The sequence below is a fragment of the Streptomyces sp. Ncost-T10-10d genome, from assembly GCF_900091955.1.
Lineage (GTDB): Bacteria > Actinomycetota > Actinomycetes > Streptomycetales > Streptomycetaceae > Streptomyces.
Genome location: NZ_FMDF01000076.1, coordinates 19,171 through 34,818 on the forward strand (window position 1 = coordinate 19,171; position 15,648 = coordinate 34,818).

General features: G+C 68.6%; 15 protein-coding genes and 1 pseudogene. 13 read left to right on the top strand and 3 right to left on the bottom strand.

Going from position 1 to position 15,648, the window contains the following annotated elements:
- Positions 1 to 5 precede the first annotated feature (5 nt).
- Positions 6 to 323, bottom strand: a complete 318-nt coding sequence (locus GA0115254_RS11680) for a DUF6233 domain-containing protein (protein ID WP_093895218.1) — start codon at positions 321 to 323, stop codon at positions 6 to 8.
- A gap of 743 nt (positions 324 to 1,066) precedes the next feature.
- Between GA0115254_RS11680 and GA0115254_RS11685 the strand changes: the two genes are divergently transcribed.
- From GA0115254_RS11685 to GA0115254_RS11710, 6 genes are all read left to right on the top strand, one after another.
- Entirely contained in the window at positions 1,067 to 1,285 is a 219-nt protein-coding gene (locus GA0115254_RS11685) for a hypothetical protein (RefSeq protein WP_093895219.1), read from the top strand.
- A 714-nt stretch (positions 1,286 to 1,999) separates the two neighbouring features.
- Positions 2,000 to 2,440 carry a DUF6278 family protein gene (locus GA0115254_RS11690; protein WP_093895220.1) on the top strand — a complete coding sequence of 147 codons (441 nt, stop codon included), beginning with the start codon at positions 2,000 to 2,002 and terminating at the stop codon, positions 2,438 to 2,440.
- Between the two features lie 123 nt (positions 2,441 to 2,563).
- Positions 2,564 to 3,307 carry an amino acid ABC transporter ATP-binding protein gene (locus GA0115254_RS11695; protein ID WP_093895221.1) on the top strand — a complete coding sequence of 248 codons (744 nt, stop codon included), beginning with the start codon at positions 2,564 to 2,566 and terminating at the stop codon, positions 3,305 to 3,307.
- An 11-nt stretch (positions 3,308 to 3,318) separates the two neighbouring features.
- The gene (locus tag GA0115254_RS11700) at positions 3,319 to 4,233 is read left to right on the top strand and encodes a glutamate ABC transporter substrate-binding protein (protein WP_093895222.1); all 915 of its coding nucleotides are present in this window, start codon (positions 3,319 to 3,321) and stop codon (positions 4,231 to 4,233) included.
- A 17-nt stretch (positions 4,234 to 4,250) separates the two neighbouring features.
- Positions 4,251 to 4,895, top strand: coding sequence for an amino acid ABC transporter permease (locus GA0115254_RS11705; RefSeq protein ID WP_093895223.1), 645 nt, complete (start codon positions 4,251 to 4,253; stop codon positions 4,893 to 4,895).
- Positions 4,892 to 5,764 (top strand): amino acid ABC transporter permease, encoded by an 873-nt coding sequence (locus tag GA0115254_RS11710; protein ID WP_093895224.1) that lies wholly within the window; start codon positions 4,892 to 4,894, stop codon positions 5,762 to 5,764. Before GA0115254_RS11705 ends, GA0115254_RS11710 begins: the two co-directional genes overlap by 4 nt.
- Before the next feature lie 59 nt (positions 5,765 to 5,823).
- Here GA0115254_RS11710 and GA0115254_RS11715 read toward each other — a convergent pair.
- Positions 5,824 to 6,174 (bottom strand): annotated as a pseudogene (locus GA0115254_RS11715) (CocE/NonD family hydrolase C-terminal non-catalytic domain-containing protein); the annotation flags it as partial.
- 111 nt (positions 6,175 to 6,285) lie between these two features.
- Positions 6,286 to 7,509 (bottom strand): L,D-transpeptidase, encoded by a 1,224-nt coding sequence (locus GA0115254_RS11720; RefSeq protein ID WP_176740075.1) that lies wholly within the window; start codon positions 7,507 to 7,509, stop codon positions 6,286 to 6,288.
- A gap of 225 nt (positions 7,510 to 7,734) precedes the next feature.
- On the opposite strand from GA0115254_RS11720, the gene GA0115254_RS11725 reads away from it, so the two are divergent.
- The 7 genes from GA0115254_RS11725 to GA0115254_RS11755 all read left to right on the top strand — a co-directional run.
- Positions 7,735 to 8,901 (top strand): lipid II:glycine glycyltransferase FemX, encoded by a 1,167-nt coding sequence (locus tag GA0115254_RS11725; protein WP_093895226.1) that lies wholly within the window; start codon positions 7,735 to 7,737, stop codon positions 8,899 to 8,901.
- A complete protein-coding gene (murJ, locus tag GA0115254_RS11730; RefSeq protein ID WP_093895227.1) occupies positions 8,898 to 10,562 on the top strand; it encodes a murein biosynthesis integral membrane protein MurJ in 1,665 nt (554 codons plus the stop codon). Before GA0115254_RS11725 ends, murJ begins: the two co-directional genes overlap by 4 nt.
- A gap of 63 nt (positions 10,563 to 10,625) precedes the next feature.
- A complete protein-coding gene (locus tag GA0115254_RS11735; protein ID WP_093895228.1) occupies positions 10,626 to 11,309 on the top strand; it encodes a response regulator transcription factor in 684 nt (227 codons plus the stop codon).
- Positions 11,306 to 12,742, top strand: a complete 1,437-nt coding sequence (locus GA0115254_RS11740; protein WP_093895229.1) for a sensor histidine kinase — start codon at positions 11,306 to 11,308, stop codon at positions 12,740 to 12,742. The genes GA0115254_RS11735 and GA0115254_RS11740 overlap by 4 nt, the downstream gene beginning before the upstream one ends.
- Positions 12,739 to 13,263, top strand: coding sequence for a hypothetical protein (locus GA0115254_RS11745; RefSeq protein ID WP_093895230.1), 525 nt, complete (start codon positions 12,739 to 12,741; stop codon positions 13,261 to 13,263). The genes GA0115254_RS11740 and GA0115254_RS11745 overlap by 4 nt, the downstream gene beginning before the upstream one ends.
- 197 nt (positions 13,264 to 13,460) lie before the next feature.
- Positions 13,461 to 15,269, top strand: coding sequence for a gamma-glutamyltransferase (gene ggt, locus GA0115254_RS11750; protein WP_093895231.1), 1,809 nt, complete (start codon positions 13,461 to 13,463; stop codon positions 15,267 to 15,269).
- Positions 15,270 to 15,417: 148 nt separating this feature from the next.
- Positions 15,418 to 15,648 (top strand): helix-turn-helix domain-containing protein (locus GA0115254_RS11755; protein ID WP_093895232.1); only part of this gene is annotated, 231 nt, incomplete at its 3' end.

Sequence of the window (15,648 nt, forward strand, 5' to 3'; positions counted from 1 at the left end):
GCCGCTCACAGCACCCCGAACTCGGCGTCCGGTCGGCAGTGTGCGCAGGCCCGGATGCCTTCGGCGAGTGCGGCGAGGGCCTGCTCGCGGCTGATGGCCCGGTGGCGTTTCCCGATGGCGTAGCAGTGTCCGGCGTGGACCTCGACGGGGCGGGCGCCGAGCCCGACGCTGAGCTCCACCACCCAGTCCGGTTGCGGCGGCCGCCGCTCCTCGCCCTGCTGCTGCTCGGCTGCTGCGAACGCTTCGTCGATCCGACCCAGCCACATGGCGTGCCAGGTCCGCAGGATGCGGAGGCGTGGCAGATCAGGCGGAAGATCGTACATTCGTTCGAGTCAATCGCCGTGCCGACTGCGCGAAAGCCGACGAGCGGAGCCGTATGAACGCCGCCGGCCTGCTGCGGCCCTCGGTGTCGCGCGGCCGGCGTATGCCCCGCCGTAGACTTATCAGGGAGCTTGAGCCTTGCCGGATGTCCAGTTCAGGCGGGCCCCGCGAGATTGGTCCCGCCGCCAAGGTCGGCGGGATTGGAGTTCCCCACGGCTCCGGCCATCGCGGGCTCTCTCTCCAATGAGTGGAAGCCTCTGCTTCGCCTTGTGAGCGGTGGAGTCCCCTCCGGAAGGACGTGGGCCAAATGAGCCACCTTGTGAGCCAGGTGCCCATCAGTGACATCACAGTGGCTGCCTCGGCTGTGCGCTGGATCTTCCCCGTTGGCATAGCAGTGGTCGTAGTCGCTGTTCTGCTTGGCCTCCTCTGGTGGGACACGCGCCGTCGGTCTCGGGCACGACAGCAGGGACCACGGGCCGAGCCTTCTTCCCGAAGCGACGAGAACCTGAGGGCTGCAGATGATTTCAGGGAAGGTCTGGGTCTCAGCCCGTATGAGCTCAACCGGCCCTCTTCGCCAAGGGACGCACGCAAGGAGGACAACGGTGGGGCTTTCGGCAGTGGAAGACCTGGCGGCTGACGGGGCGGCTACATCGGCGGCACCTGCCGAGATCATCGCGCGGTCAAGATCTGCTTTCGTAGTGAACAGAGCCATGGATGAGGCCGTGGACTCATCACATTCGCGCCCATGGCTGGGCGCAGCCACAGAACCGCCCCGCCCCGGAACAGCGCCCGGTGCGGGGCGGACGCGCTGGGGGACCAGTCCGCCGGCCGTGCCTGCATCCGGCGCAAGAATCCCCTCACCACTGGCGCGGTCGGTGTCGGAATCATCCGCGACCGGCTCGGCGCCCATAACCTCGACACCGAGGTCCGGGCCGGACCTTGCTGCCAGGGCGAGCAGCCGTAAAGCGGGCTGCTGATCGCCGAGGAGCGCAGCGACCGTGGTATCGAGGGCCTCGGGTCGAGGCCCCGGCGATGCGCCATAGGTGGCTGATTCGAGTGTCGTTCTGGGCGCCCTCGACGCGCTGGATCGTGTCGCGGTGGGGGGCTCGGTCCGATGGGCGAGCTGCTCCTGCGCGAGGGTTTGGTGCATGACCCGGTCGCGGATGCGGTGGTCGAGGGCGCGGCGGTGTTCGAGGATCCACGGCGGCAGGCACTCGACACATACTGTGACCTGCAAGGCCACAAGCCAACAGCTGATTTCCGGCATTTTTCGACCACGAATGATCGCTGCACTTGCCGGAGGGCGGGCTGGAACAGCCCTGATCCTCCTGGCATATGCGGCAGGGCTACCGGTAGTGTGTAAATTCGAACGTTTATTCACTCGCATGGGCGACCAGCGCGAAACGATTTCCATCGTTGGTCGCATTGCCGGTCTCGGGTCGCCGTCCACACCCCCCAAGGTGCAGCGACCCGGGGCCTGTTTTGTGTCATGGTGGGCTGATGTTCGCACTTCGCTCAGTTGACGCGAGGGGAGCCCGGTGGGAGTCGAGTGGGAGATGATCATGGTGAATGTGAGCGAACTGACGCTATCCGGAGCTAGCTGCTCGACGCCGCCCGTGTGTGATGCTCCCCAGGCCGGGCCCGTATTCGGTGGCAACGCATCAAAGGGGAATCGATCATGAACATCCCTTTCTTGGACAACTGGCGTAAGCGTCACGACGGTACGCGAGGGGCGGGGCTCGCAGCCGCCGTCGTGGCTGATCCCGAGGGTGTGGCCGAGCTCCTCGCCGAGTGCGAGCTGCTGCGTGTCCGGGCGGGGCAGCGGGGGCTCGAACTCGATGACAGTCCGGCCTCGTTGGCGGCTCTCGACCAGTTGCCGCCGCGCTGGCGCGACGATCCCGAGGAGCTGCCCTGGCTGGGCAACGACGCGGGGCTGTACCTGGGCACGGTTCTGGTGCGGAACGTGCCAGGTGCGGTCTGGAACATCTGGCCGAGCGGACAGCCCGTGGTGCGGCTCGCCTCGGGGCGGGAGATCGATGTGGTCGAGGCCGGACTGGACTGGGCGATCGCGGGCAGCCCCGAGCTCTCGCAGGTGTACTCGGAGTCGGCCGAGGGGTAGTACTTTCACTAAAACCAGATAAGACGCCTTATGCCCCATTTTTGCGTGTCGGAGGCGAAGCCCCTTTTCGCGCTGGATAGTTTGCGCTGACCTCGACATAGCGACAAGTGGGTGGGGCAGCGTATGGCCGTCGATCCGTTGATCGAGCTGCGGGACGTCAACAAGTTCTACGGGCAGTTGCACGTATTGCGGGACATCAATCTCACCGTCGGCCGCGGGGAGGTGGTGGTGATCATCGGCCCCTCCGGCTCCGGTAAATCAACGCTCTGCCGGACCATCAACCGGCTGGAGACGATCGAGTCGGGTCACATCGCGATCGACGGCAGACCTCTTCCCGAGGAGGGCAAGGGGCTGGCCCAGCTCCGGGCCGAAGTGGGCATGGTCTTCCAGTCGTTCAACCTGTTCGCGCACAAGACCGTGCTGGCCAATGTCTCGCTCGCCCAGCTCAAGGTCCGCAAGCGGAAGAAGGACGACGCCGACCGGCGCTCCCGGGAACTGCTGGAGCGGGTCGGACTCGCCTCGCAGGCCGACAAGTTCCCCGCCCAGCTCTCCGGGGGCCAGCAGCAGCGGGTGGCCATCGCGCGCGCCCTCGCCATGGACCCCAAGGCACTGCTCTTCGACGAGCCCACCTCGGCACTCGACCCGGAGATGATCAACGAGGTGCTGGAGGTCATGCAGCAGCTCGCCCGGGACGGCATGACCATGGTCGTCGTCACGCACGAGATGGGCTTCGCCCGCTCCGCCGCCAACCGCGTGGTCTTCATGGCCGACGGCCGCGTCGTCGAGGACCGCACTCCCGAGGCGTTCTTCACCGCTCCCGAGAGTGACCGCGCCAAGGACTTCCTGTCCAAGATCCTCAAGCACTGACGGGGAGCTCCGTGTTCCGTACGAGAAGAGTTCTGGCCGTCTGCGCCGGTCTCCTGCTGGCCGTGCTCGCCGCCGGTTGCGGCAAGGAGGGCAGCCCGCCGGTGAAGGGCCCGAAGCCCGAGCAACTGCCCGTGTACAAGGTCGACAGCGGCTTCCGGCTGCCCGGATCACCGACCTGGAAGAAGGCGAAGAAGCGCGGATACCTCAGGGTCGGGGCCAAGGAGGACCAGCCCTACCTGGGCGAGAAGGACCCGGCCACCGGCGTCTACTCCGGCTTCGACATCGAGATCGCCAAGATGATGGCGGCCTCACTCGGCTTCGACCCGAAGACGATCCGCTTCAAGACCATCGCCTCCGCCAACCGCGAGACGGCGCTTCAGAACGGCCAGATCGACTACTACGTCGGCACCTACACCATCAACGCCATGCGCAAGAAGCTCGTCGGCTTCGCCGGGCCCTACTTCATGGCCGGGCAGTCGCTGCTCGTCCGCACCGACGAACACGACATCAACGGCCCTCAGGACCTGGCCGGCAGGACGGTCTGCTCGGCGGCCGGATCGACCCCGTACCAGCGCATCGCCGCCGACTACCCGAAGGCGATCCTGGTCGCCTACGACACGTACTCGATCTGCGTCGACAACCTGCTGACGTACCAGGTCGATGCCGTCACCACCGACGACGCGATCCTGCTGGGCTTCGCCGCCAAGGCGCCCAAGGAGCTGAAGGTGGTGGGCAAGCCGTTCTCCGAGGAGCCGTACGGCATCGGCGTCCCGCGCAGCGACAACGCGCTGCGGTTCGCCCTCAACGACGCCCTGGAGGCGAACGAGAAGAACGGCAACTGGAAGAGGGCGTTCGAGGCCACACTCGGTCTGTCCGGGGTGCCCGCGCCGACTCCGCCGCCCATCGACCGCTACCCGGCGACCTGAGAGGGCGGGCACTGACCATGGACGTACTCACACAGAACCTCTCGCTCTACGGCAAGGGCTTCCTCGGCACGGTCGAGCTGACCGTCTACTCCTCGATCCTGGCCCTGCTCCTCGGCTTCTTCATGGCCTCCTGCCGGGTGGCTCCCGTCGGCTCGCTCCGGGTGCTCGGCACGGTCTGGGTGACGGTGCTGCGCAACACCCCGCTGACGCTGCTCTTCTTCGCCGTGCTGCTCGGACTGCCACGCTTCGGCCTGGTGCTTCCCTTCAAGGTCTTCGCGGTCCTCGCGCTCGGCTGCTACACCTCCGCGTTCATCTGCGAGGTGCTGCGCTCCGGCATCAACACCGTGCCGACGGGGCAGGGCGAGGCGGCCCGCAGCCTCGGTATGACGTTCGGTCAGACGCTGAACAGCATCGTGCTGCCGCAGGCGTTCCGTACGGTGATCCCGCCGATCGGCTCGACACTGATCGCCCTCGCCAAGAACTCGGCGATCGCCGGGGCCTTCAGCGTCACCGAGCTGCTCGGTACCTACAAGACCCTCAACGAGCTGGGTTACAGCATCATCTGGACCTTCGTCTGGATCGCCGTCGGCTACCTGATCATCACCCTGTCCATCAGTGCGCTCTTCAATGTGCTGGAGAAGCGCTGGGGAGTCGCCCGATGACCACGCGCACCGCGCCGTCCGCCACCGCGCTCTACGACATCCCGGGCCCGGTCGCCCGTAAACGCCACCGCTTGTACGGGACCGTCTCGACGGTCCTGATCCTCGCCCTGGTCGGCTGGGTCATCTATCTGCTCTTCGACACCGGACAGTTCACCAGCGCCAAATGGACACCCTTCGAGTACAAGGGCATTCAGAAGCTGCTGCTGCGCGGACTGGGCAACACCCTCAAGGCGTTCGCATACGCCGCCGTGCTCTCCCTCGTGCTCGGGGCGGTGCTCGCCGTCGGCCGGCTCTCCGACCACCGGGTCGTGCGCCGGGTCTCGACGCTGCTGGTCGAGTTCTTCCGGGCCATGCCCGTTCTGGTGATGATCTTCTTCATCTTCGTGGCGCTGAAGGTGCAGCCGCTGCCCGCGCTGGTCACCGGTCTGACTCTGTACAACGGTTCGGTGCTCGCCGAGGTGTTCCGTACCGGGATCAATTCGGTGGAACGCGGCCAGCGCGAGGCCGCGTACGCCCTGGGGATGCGCAAGACACAGGTCATCACGTTCGTACTGGCCCCGCAGGCGGTGCGTGCCATGCTGCCCACGATCATCAGTCAGCTGGTGGTGGCGCTGAAGGACACCTCGCTCGGCTATCTGATCACCTACGAGGAATTCCTCCACGCCGGCAAGCTCATCGCGTCCAACCTCGACTACGATCTCCCCTTCATCCCTGTGGTGATGGTGATCTCGCCGATCTACATCGGGATGTGCATGCTGCTCTCCTGGTTCGCGACCTGGGTGGCCAAGCGGGAGCGGCGCAATCCGAAGACGAAGGCCGTGGAGGTCGCACCGGCCGAACCAGGAACGCTGCTGCCGGGAGTGCAGTAGCCGGGACCCGCTGCGAAACGGTTCCCGAGGGGCAGTGCCCGCCCGGCAGCAGCCGGTGATCACTTCTCGCGCAAGGGAACGGACACGTACGACGGGTCCGCCCGGGGCGAGGAGAAGGTCAGCTGTGAGCCGGCCGGGTTGTGCTCGATGTACAGCGGGTCGACGGTGTCGATCACCAGGGTGGGCCGGTGACCGGCCGGGACATCGTAGGCGGTGGAGAACAGCTCCAGGTCCACGGGGAACGGCCGGTCCGGCGTCTGCCCGTGGAAGGTACAGGGGGCGTTGCTGATCAGCTTGCCGAGGCCGAGCGGCCCTTCGTCGTGGAGATACGCGACGAAGGTGCCGCTCTCCTTGTTGCTGGTCAGTGTGGTGTGGAGCCCGGCCGCGCCCCGGATGTGCCGCGTCGACGCAAAGTGACCCGACGGAAACCCTGGCTCCCTGCTCGTGGTAACTCGTCGGTGAGTTGCGTGAGATCAACGATTGTCGGATGCGGTGTCAGTAGCGCGGCGCGGCCGTGCGGCTCACTTCAGCGCGCTCTTCGCCTGCCAGTCGGACCATGTCACATTCCACGCCCCGTACCCGTTGCCCTCCGCGACCGTGCCCTTGGCGTCCGCGCCGGTGATCTCGAACGGGTCGCCGACCCGCACCTGCTGGTACAGCGCACCGGCATTGGCGTCGCTCATTCCGACACAGCCCGAACTGTGGTTGGCCACCCCGAAGTAGGCGGCGTTCCACGGCGCCGCGTGGGCGTACATCCCCGACCAGGTCAGCCGCATCGACGAGTCGACCATCTTGTCGTAGGCGTCGCCGAGACCGACCGTCTCGGAGCGCATGTTGATCGTGCCCTCCTTGGCCATCAGCACGGCCGTGCCGCGCCAGGACGCCTTCTCGCCGCCCGGGGTGCCGGCCGACATGGGCACGTCCATGACGGTCTTCCCGTCCCGCTTCAGCGCCAGCCGGTGACGGTCGAGGTCGACCTTGACCACCCGGTTGGTTCCGATGGTGAAGGTGGTCCTGTAGTCGCGGACGAACCAGCCGCCGGACGGGCCCGAGTCGATTCCGTTGAGGTCGGCGTCGAGCGTGACCTTCGTTCCGGACTTCCAGTACTCCTTGGGCCGCCAGTCCACGCGGTCCTTGCCGGAGTAGTCCTGCAGCCAGCCCCAGGAGCCCTCGGTGTTGTTCGAGGTGGAGACCTTCAGGGCTTTCTCGACCGCGGCCCTGTCCTTCACCGGGTTGTCGAAGACGATCGACAGGGGCTGTGCGATGCCGACCGTGGTGTTCTTGCCGGGGGCCAGTGTCAGCTTGTTGACCTTGTCGGCCCCGGCGGTGGTGAACCCGGCCTTGTCGCTGCCGCCCCCGGTGTCCTTCGCCTCGACGCTGTACGTGGTGCCGGGCGCGGCCGGCCGGTCCGACGTCCAGGTCCTGCCGTCGGCGGATATCCGACCGGTGAGCGCGTCCCCCTCGGCCGCGCTCACCGTGACCGTCTTCAGTTTGCCGTTGTCGAGGGTCACCTTCACCGGCTTGCCGGGGGTGGCTCCGCCTCCTTGGAGGTTCACCGAGATCTTGGTGTCCTGCGCCGGTGCTTTCCCGGCCACATGTCCCGATCCCTTGCCCGAGTCCGATGCGGACGCGCCGGAACAGGCGGTGAGCGTGGCGCCGAGCACCGCGGTACCCGCGATCAGGGTGAGCCGGACCGGGCGGCCGAGCGGGGCGGTACGGCGTATGCGCCGGCGTGCAGAGATCAACGGAAAAACCTCCAAGGCATTGCTTCTCGTCGGTGGAGAGGTATGCACCCGACGATAGGTTCCGCAAATCGGCCGAAAACCGGGAAATCCCCTGTGTGACATGGACCGCAGCGCAACGGTCATCGTCCGGTCACATTCGCCGCTCGGCTCCGTCACGGACCGCTGTGAGCATCCTGTGCAGCCCCGCAGAGCCGACAACGGGGCGGACCAGGGAGGGCCACGAACATGTCAGCGCTGCTCGCGACCGGAGACCGCAGCCATGACCACGAGCTACGGATACGCAGCCTGACCGCCGCCGAGCACCGGGCGTTCGTGTCCACCCGTACGGAGGCAAGCTTTCTGCAGTATCCGTCCTGGGCCTCGGTGAAGGACCGATGGACCTCCGAAATGGTCGGCTGGCACAGCGACTCGGCCGAACTGGCCGGGGCCGCGCTGGTGCTCTACCGGCAATTCCCGGGAACCCGCAAATACTTCGCGTACCTGCCCGAGGGGCCGGTCGCCGACTGGGCCGACCCCGACATCGACCGCTGGCTGCGGCCGCTCATGGCGCACCTGCGGAAGTCCGGTGCCTTCGCCGTACGGATCGGCCCCTCGCCGGCGTACCGCCGCTGGGACACCGCCCGCCTGAAGGCCGCAACCGGCCCCGGCCGCAAGGTCAGCGACGTACTCGCGACGGAGGTGGACCCGCTCGGCACGGCCGTCGCCGAACGGCTCCGGGCCCGCGGCTGGCGCCGGTGCGGCGGCGACGGGGGAGGGGACGCCGACGCACAGCCGCGCTATGTCTTCCAGGTGCCGCTCGCCGGACGGACTCCCGGCGAACTGTGGTCGGGACTCAACCAGGAGTGGCGCCGCAATGTACGCAAGGCCCAGAAGGCCGGGGTGCGGATCGTCATCGGCGGCGCGGCCGAACTGCCGGCATTCCACCGCCTGCTGCGGATCACCGAGGAGCGCGACGGCTTCCGGCTCGGCCGCTCCCTCGCGTACTACCAACAGCAGTACGCCGTACTCAATGCCGAACATCCCGGCCGGATGAAGCTCTATCTGGCCGTCCATCAAGGCGAGATCCTGGCCGCCCACACCATGATCAGCACCGGCCGGCGGGTCTGGTACCAGACCGGCGCCTCCGCCGACCACCGCCGCGAGGTCCGTCCCAGCAACGCGCTGCAGTGGAAGATGATGCTCGACGCCCATGGGCTCGGGGCCGATGTGCACGACATGCGCGGGGTACCCTCCACCCTTGACCCCGACGACCGCCCCTTCGGGCTGCTCCGTTGGAAGCTCGGCACCGGAGGCCAGGTCGTCGAGACCCTCGGAGAGTGGGAGACATCGGTGGGCGGAGCTGCCAACAACACCTTGTACCGTGCGTTCCAGGCGTACCTGGCGCGCCGATGACGGCCACCGAGGCGGCCTCCGCGAAGGCCGTAGAGCGCAAGTCCGGCTCGGTGCTGCGCAGCGGCGCCGTCATGGCGTCCGGCTCCATCGTCTCCCGGGCGACCGGCTTCATTCGCTCGGCGGTCGTCGTCGCCGCGCTCGGCACCGGACTCCAGGCGGACGGGTACACCGTCGCCAACACCGTGCCCAACATCCTCTACACACTGCTCATCGGCGGCGCGCTCAACGCCGTCTTCGTCCCCGAGCTGGTGCGGGCCGCCAGGAACCATACCGACGGGGGCGCCGCGTACACCGACCGGCTGCTCACCATCTGCACGATCGGGCTCCTCGCCCTCACCGCTCTCACGGTCGTCGGCGCCCCGTGGATCGTCTCGGTCTACGCCCCCGACTACCACGGCGAACAGGCCGACCTCACCATCGCTCTGGCCCGCTACTGCCTGCCGCAGATCCTCTTCTACGGGCTGTTCACCCTCCTGGGGCAAGTGCTCAACGCCCGCGACCGGTTCGGCGCGATGATGTGGACCCCGGTCCTCAACAACGTGGTGATCATTGCGGTGTTCGGGATCTATCTGGCCGTCGCGGCAGGCTCCGACGGTACGTTGACTTCGACGCAGGCCCAGTGGCTCGGCTGGGGGACGACCGCCGGGATCGCGGTGCAGACGCTCGCCCTGGTGCCCGCGCTGCGCGCCGCGAAGTTCCGCTGGCGGCCGCGGTTCGACTGGCGGGGCAGCGGTCTCACCCGGCCGCTGCGCGCGGCCGGCTGGCTCGTCATGCTCGTGGCTACCAACCAGATCGCCTACTGGGTGGTCACCCGGCTCTCCACCGCCACCGGTCAGCACGCCGCGGAACAGCATGTGCCGGGCGGCGTCGGCTACACCGCGTACAGCTACGCCTTTCAGTTGTGGGTGGTGCCGCACGGCATCGTGACCGTCTCGCTCGTCACCGCGCTGATGCCCCGGATGAGCCGGGCGGCGGCCGACGACGACCTGACGGGTGTCCGGCGCGATGTCTCGTACGCCCTGCGCACCTCGGCCGCGGTCGTGGTCCCCGCGGTGGCCCTGCTGTTCGCGCTGGCACCGTGGGTGATGGGGGCCGTGTACGGATACGGGCGCACCGGCGACGCGGACATTGCCGTGATGGCGGGGATGATGATGGCGTTCGCGCCGGGGCTGATCGCCTATTCCGGGCAGTACGTGCTCTCCCGCGCGTTCTACGCGATGAGCGACACCCGCACCCCGTTCCTCCTCAATCTGGTGATCGCGGCGCTCAACGCCGGGCTCTCGATCGCCGCGTATCTGCTGCTGCCGGTCCGCTGGGCCGTGACCGGGATGGCCGGGGCGTACACCGTGGCACTGTTCGCGGGCTTCGGCGTCACCGCGTATGTGCTGCACCGCAGGGTTTCCGGCGGCGATGCCGCCCGGCCCTCACTGATGCGTTCGCCCGGGCTGTGGGCGCAGCTCCGGCTGGCGGTGGCGTGTGTGCCCGCCGGGCTGCTGGGATACCTGGCCGCTCGCGCCTGCGAGGGGTCCGGGGACTTCGCTGCCGTGGGGGCGGGTGCTGTCGTACTCCTGCTCACGGTGGCGCTGCTGGCACGGCCGCTGCGGCTACGGGAGATCAGCGCCGTGATCGCGGCGGGCCGGGGGCGGCTGCGGCGGGCGTGAGCCCCGGCGCACAGTCCGGCCACCGGTTCGAATCCATTCCTTGATCGCTGGGATACTGCTGCCATGCCTCGCGTGTTGCTGATCGAAGACGACCCCTCCGTACGGGAAGGGGTCGAGCTGGGGCTGCGGCGGCGCGGTCATGAGCTGCGGGCCGTCGAAACGGGTGAGGAGGGGCTGGCCGCGCTGGGGGAGTTCCGGCCCGATCTGGTGCTTCTCGATCTGATGCTCCCCGGAATGAACGGGGTCCAGGTCTGCCGCCTGATACGGGAGACCAGCCAGCTGCCGATCATCATGCTCACGGCGCGCGGTGACGACTTCGACGTGGTCGTCGGGCTGGAGGCCGGCGCCGACGACTACATCGTCAAGCCCGCTCGTACCGAAGTGATAGAGGCCCGAATCCGCGCCGTACTGCGCAGGCTCGCCGAACCCGCGGGGCGCGTCGGCATCGAATTCCACGGCGAACTGGCCGTCGACCGCGCCGGGCTCTCCGTCGCCAAGGCGGGGCGGCGCATCCTGCTCGCGCCCTCCGAACTGAAGCTGCTGCTCCACCTCTCGGCCTCGCCCGAGCAGGTCTTCAGCAGGCAGCAGCTCCTCGAATACGTCTGGGAGCACAGCTACCACGGAGACGCGCGCCTGGTCGACGCCTGTGTACGGCGGCTGAGGCAGAAGATCGAGGACGTGGCGGGCAGCCCGCGCTACATCCAGACCGTCCGCGGTTTCGGCTACCGCTTCGGACCGCTCGCATGAAGCTCTTCGCCGCACGGTTCGGACTGCGGACCCGTCTCATAGGCGCCTTCCTCCTGGTCGCGGCGATCAGCGTCGTCACCACCGCGACCCTGACCTACCGGGAGGCCCGCTCCGCCATCCTCCAGCAGGCGCAGGACACGGCCGTCGCCCAGTTCCGCGACCGGATCGCCGCACAGGCGGTGACCCTTCCGGTGGACCCGGAGCAGCTGCGGCGGACCTGCCAGACCCTCGCCGGGGAGGGCAAGCCGCACACCTGGTTCGTCTTCGCCGAGTACGGCAAGACCCGGGTCTCCTCGACGGATCAGCCCACCTCCGGCGTGATCACGCCCGCACTGCGCGACGCCGCACGTGGAGACGCGCACGGCTCCTTCCAACGGGTCGTCAAGAATGGCAAGCCCTGGCTGACCATCGGGATGCCCGCAGTCTTCGACCGGGGCGACGGACGCCAGCCCACCGGGCTCGTCCTCTATGCCGTGATGCCGCTCTCCAGCGAGGAGGCCAATGTCAGCGCCATGGTCACCGCGGCCCGCGACGGCGCCCTGCCCGCCCTCCTGATCGCGCTGGTGCCCGCCCTGCTCGCCGCCCGCAGCGTGCTGCGCCCGGTACGCGATCTGCGGCGGGCCGCCGCCGGCATCGGCCGGGGCGAGCTCGACACCCGTATCGAGGTCAAGGGCTCCGACGAACTCGCCGAACTCGCGTGGACGTTCAACGAGTCGTCGACCAAGCTCCAGGAGTCGGTGGAGGAGCTCCAGCGGGCGGAGGCGCGGGCCAGACGGTTCGCCTCGGACGTCTCGCACGAGCTGCGCACCCCGCTCGCCGGGATGCTCGCCGTCACCGAGGTGCTCGACGAGGACGCCGCCCAGCTGAACGCGGACACCGCGGCGGCCGTCCGGCTGATCAGCGCCGAGACCGGGAAGCTCGCCACCCTTGTGGAGGATCTGATGGAGATCTCCCGCTTCGACGCGAAGGCCGCGGATCTCCACCTGGACGAGGTCGACGTCGCCGAGACGATCCGCAAGACCCTGCAGGGCAGGCACTGGGAGGACCAGGTCCGAACCGAACTGCCCGACGGGATAAGGGCGATGCTCGACCCGCGCCGCTTCGACATCGTCGTCGCCAACCTGGTCGGCAACGCCCTGCGGCACGGTGCGCAGCCCGTCACCGTCCGGCTGAGGACCGAGCGGCGAGGTGCGGCTCACTGGCTGGTGACCGAAGTCGCGGACAGCGGGCCAGGGATCGACCCCGCCGTGCTGCCGCACATCTTCGACCGGTTCTACAAGGCCGACGCGGCCCGCACCCGGTCGGCGGGCAGCGGGCTCGGCCTGGCGATCACCCAGGAGAACGTACGGCTGCACGGCGGCACCGTGCGCGCCGCCAACGGACCAGCGGGCGGCGCGGTCCTGACCGTGGAACTACCGCAGGAGGGACAGTGAGACGCGTACGCGCGTTCGGCGCCCTGCTGCCTCTCGTGCTGCTGGCGAACGGGTGCGGGATACAGGCGACGGATGTCGTCGAGGTCGGCGATCCGGCGACCGTGGATGTGGCGCCGGGGAGCCAGGGCACCCTGCTCTACTTCGTGTCCTCGTCGTCCGCGAACCGGCTGATGCCCGTCGTAAGGCCGTTCGCCCTGCCGGTGGAAGGCGAATCCTCGGGCACGGAGCACGTGTGGCGGGGCTCCGACAAGGCGATCGCCATGCTCTTCGACGGTCCCACAAAGGCCGAGGCCGAGGCGGGCCTGCGTACCGAACTTCCGTACATTCGAGGCGCGTTGAGTCTGACTCTGGGGCCGGACGGCGTGTCGGTCCGGGTGAACACCGCCGTCACGAAACTCTCCGAGGTCGCCCGGCAGCAGCTGATCTGCACGGCCGCGCAGGCCCGCACCGCAGACCGGAAGGCGGCGGTGAAGGTGACCGGAACCGACGGTGTCATCGGGCCGGCCCGCTGCTCCGTCTGACGGCCGGCTTCCTGCCTTCGCGACAGAGGCTCAGCCCGTCGCCCGGTGCGAGTTGCGCGGTGCGGGTACGGGGGTCTGCGCGGCCCGTGTCACATCGGCGACGCTAGCGGGCGATCGGCCCCGGGTTCACGGCGGTCCTGACGAGGTGGGCGCGGCGGCGTTACCCTGCGGCGGACAATCCTTCACTGGAGGTGCGCATGCGACGTCTCGTCGCGCGGAATGTGTCGTTGCCGGTTGTCTTCGCCGCTGTCGTCACGGTTGTGGCAGCCGCCCCGTCCTCGTCTGTACCACCGACCGCACCGCCGCCCAAGTCGCCTGTCGCGGTGGGTTACGGAGGGGCGGTCGCCAGCGTCGACGCGGATGCCTCGGCCGCCGGTATCGAGGTGCTCCGCAAGGGCGGCAACGCGGTGGACGCAGCGGTGGCGACCGCGGCGGCGCTCGGTGTCACCGAGCCCTACTCGTCAGGTCTCGGCGGTGGCGGCTACTTCGTCTACTACGACGCCAGGAAGCACACCGTGGAGACGATCGACGGCCGGGAGACCGCACCGCGCAGCGCGGACTCCTCGCTGTTCCTGGAAAACGGCAAGCCGCTCGCCTTCGCCGACGCCGTCACCAGTGGACTGGCCGTGGGCACCCCCGGCACCCCGGCCACCTGGGACACCGCGCTCGACACCTGGGGAAGCAAGTCGCTGCGGCAGGTGCTGAAGCCGGCCGAGCGGCTGGCCAAGGACGGCTTCGTCGTCGACAGCACGTTCCGCTCGCAGACCGAGGGGAATCAGGCCAGGTTCGCCGACTTCCCGGCGAGCCGGAAACTCTTCCTGCCGGGCGGACAACTGCCGGTGGTCGGCTCGGTGTTCAAGAACCCCGATCTGGCGCGTACGTACGAACAGGTGGGCCGCAAGGGCATCGATGAGCTGTACAAGGGCGAGCTGGCCGACGATGTCGTGCGGACCGTACGCAACCCGCCCGTGGACCCGAAGGCCACCCGGGTCGTGCGTTCCGGCGACCTCACGGCCAAGGACCTGCGGTCCTACCGGGCGCTGCGGCAGGCTCCGACGAAGGTCGGCTACCGCGGCCTCGACGTGTACGGCATGGCACCCTCCTCGTCCGGCGGTACGAGCGTCGGCGAGGCGCTCAACATCCTGGAATCCACGGACCTTTCGAAGGCGAGCGAGGCGCGGTATCTGCATCGCTACATCGAGGCGAGCCGGATCGCGTTCGCGGACCGCGGGCGATGGGTCGGCGACCCCGCGTTCGAGGACGTACCGACGCAGGGGCTCCTCAGCCAGCGGTTCGCGGACTCGCGGGCATGCCTGATCAAGGACGATGCGGTGCTCACCAGCCCGCTCGCGCCGGGAGACCCCGGCCACCCGGCCGACTGCAAGTCCGGCGGCACGGCCGCCCCGACGACGTACGAGGGGGAGAACACCACACATCTGACGACGGCCGACAAGTGGGGCAACGTCGTCGCGTACACGCTGACGATCGAGCAGACCGGCGGCAGCGGCATCACCGTGCCGGGGCGCGGCTATCTGCTCAACAACGAGCTGACCGACTTCTCGTTCGCGCCCGCCGGCCCGGCGGTCCACGACCCGAATCTGCCGGGTCCGGGCAAGCGGCCGCGCTCGTCCATCTCGCCGACGATCGTGCTGAAGCACGGTGAGCCGGTGCTGGCCCTGGGCTCGCCGGGTGGTGCCACGATCATCACGACCGTGCTGCAGTCGCTCATCGGCAAGGTCGACCGGGGGCTGCCGCTGGTCGACGCCATCGCGGCGCCGCGTGCCAGCCAGCGCAACTCGGCGACGACGGAGATCGAACCGGGGCTGTGGAACAGTCCTGTGCGGGCGGAACTGGAATCGCTGGGGCATGTCTTCAAGCTGAACCCGGAGATCGGGGCGGCGACGGGTGTGCAGCGGCTGCCGGACGGACGGTGGCTGGCGGCTGCGGAGAAGGTGCGCCGGGGCGGAGGTTCGGCCATGGTCGTGACGCCGAGCGGACAGCCGTGACGGTACGTCAATAAAGTTACGCATAGGGAGGGTTCCTCGTGCAGCCTGCACGAGGAACCCTCCCTGCTCTTGACGGGGACATGACTGTCTTTCTTGAGCTCCGTCACGCCAATTACTATACCGGTCGCAGCGGTATTAGAATGCCGACATGGTACGAACCCCCCTGACCCCGGAAGAACGCCGCCGCGGCGAACGCCTCGGAGCGCTGCTCCGCGAGGCGCGTGGCGGGCGCAGCATGGTCGAGATCGCGGCGAGTGCCGGAATCTCCGCCGAGACGCTGCGCAAGATCGAGACCGGCCGTGCCCCCGACCCCGCCTTCTTCACCGTCGCGGCGCTGGCCGGGGCGCTCGGACTTTCGATGGACGAACTGCTCACCCGC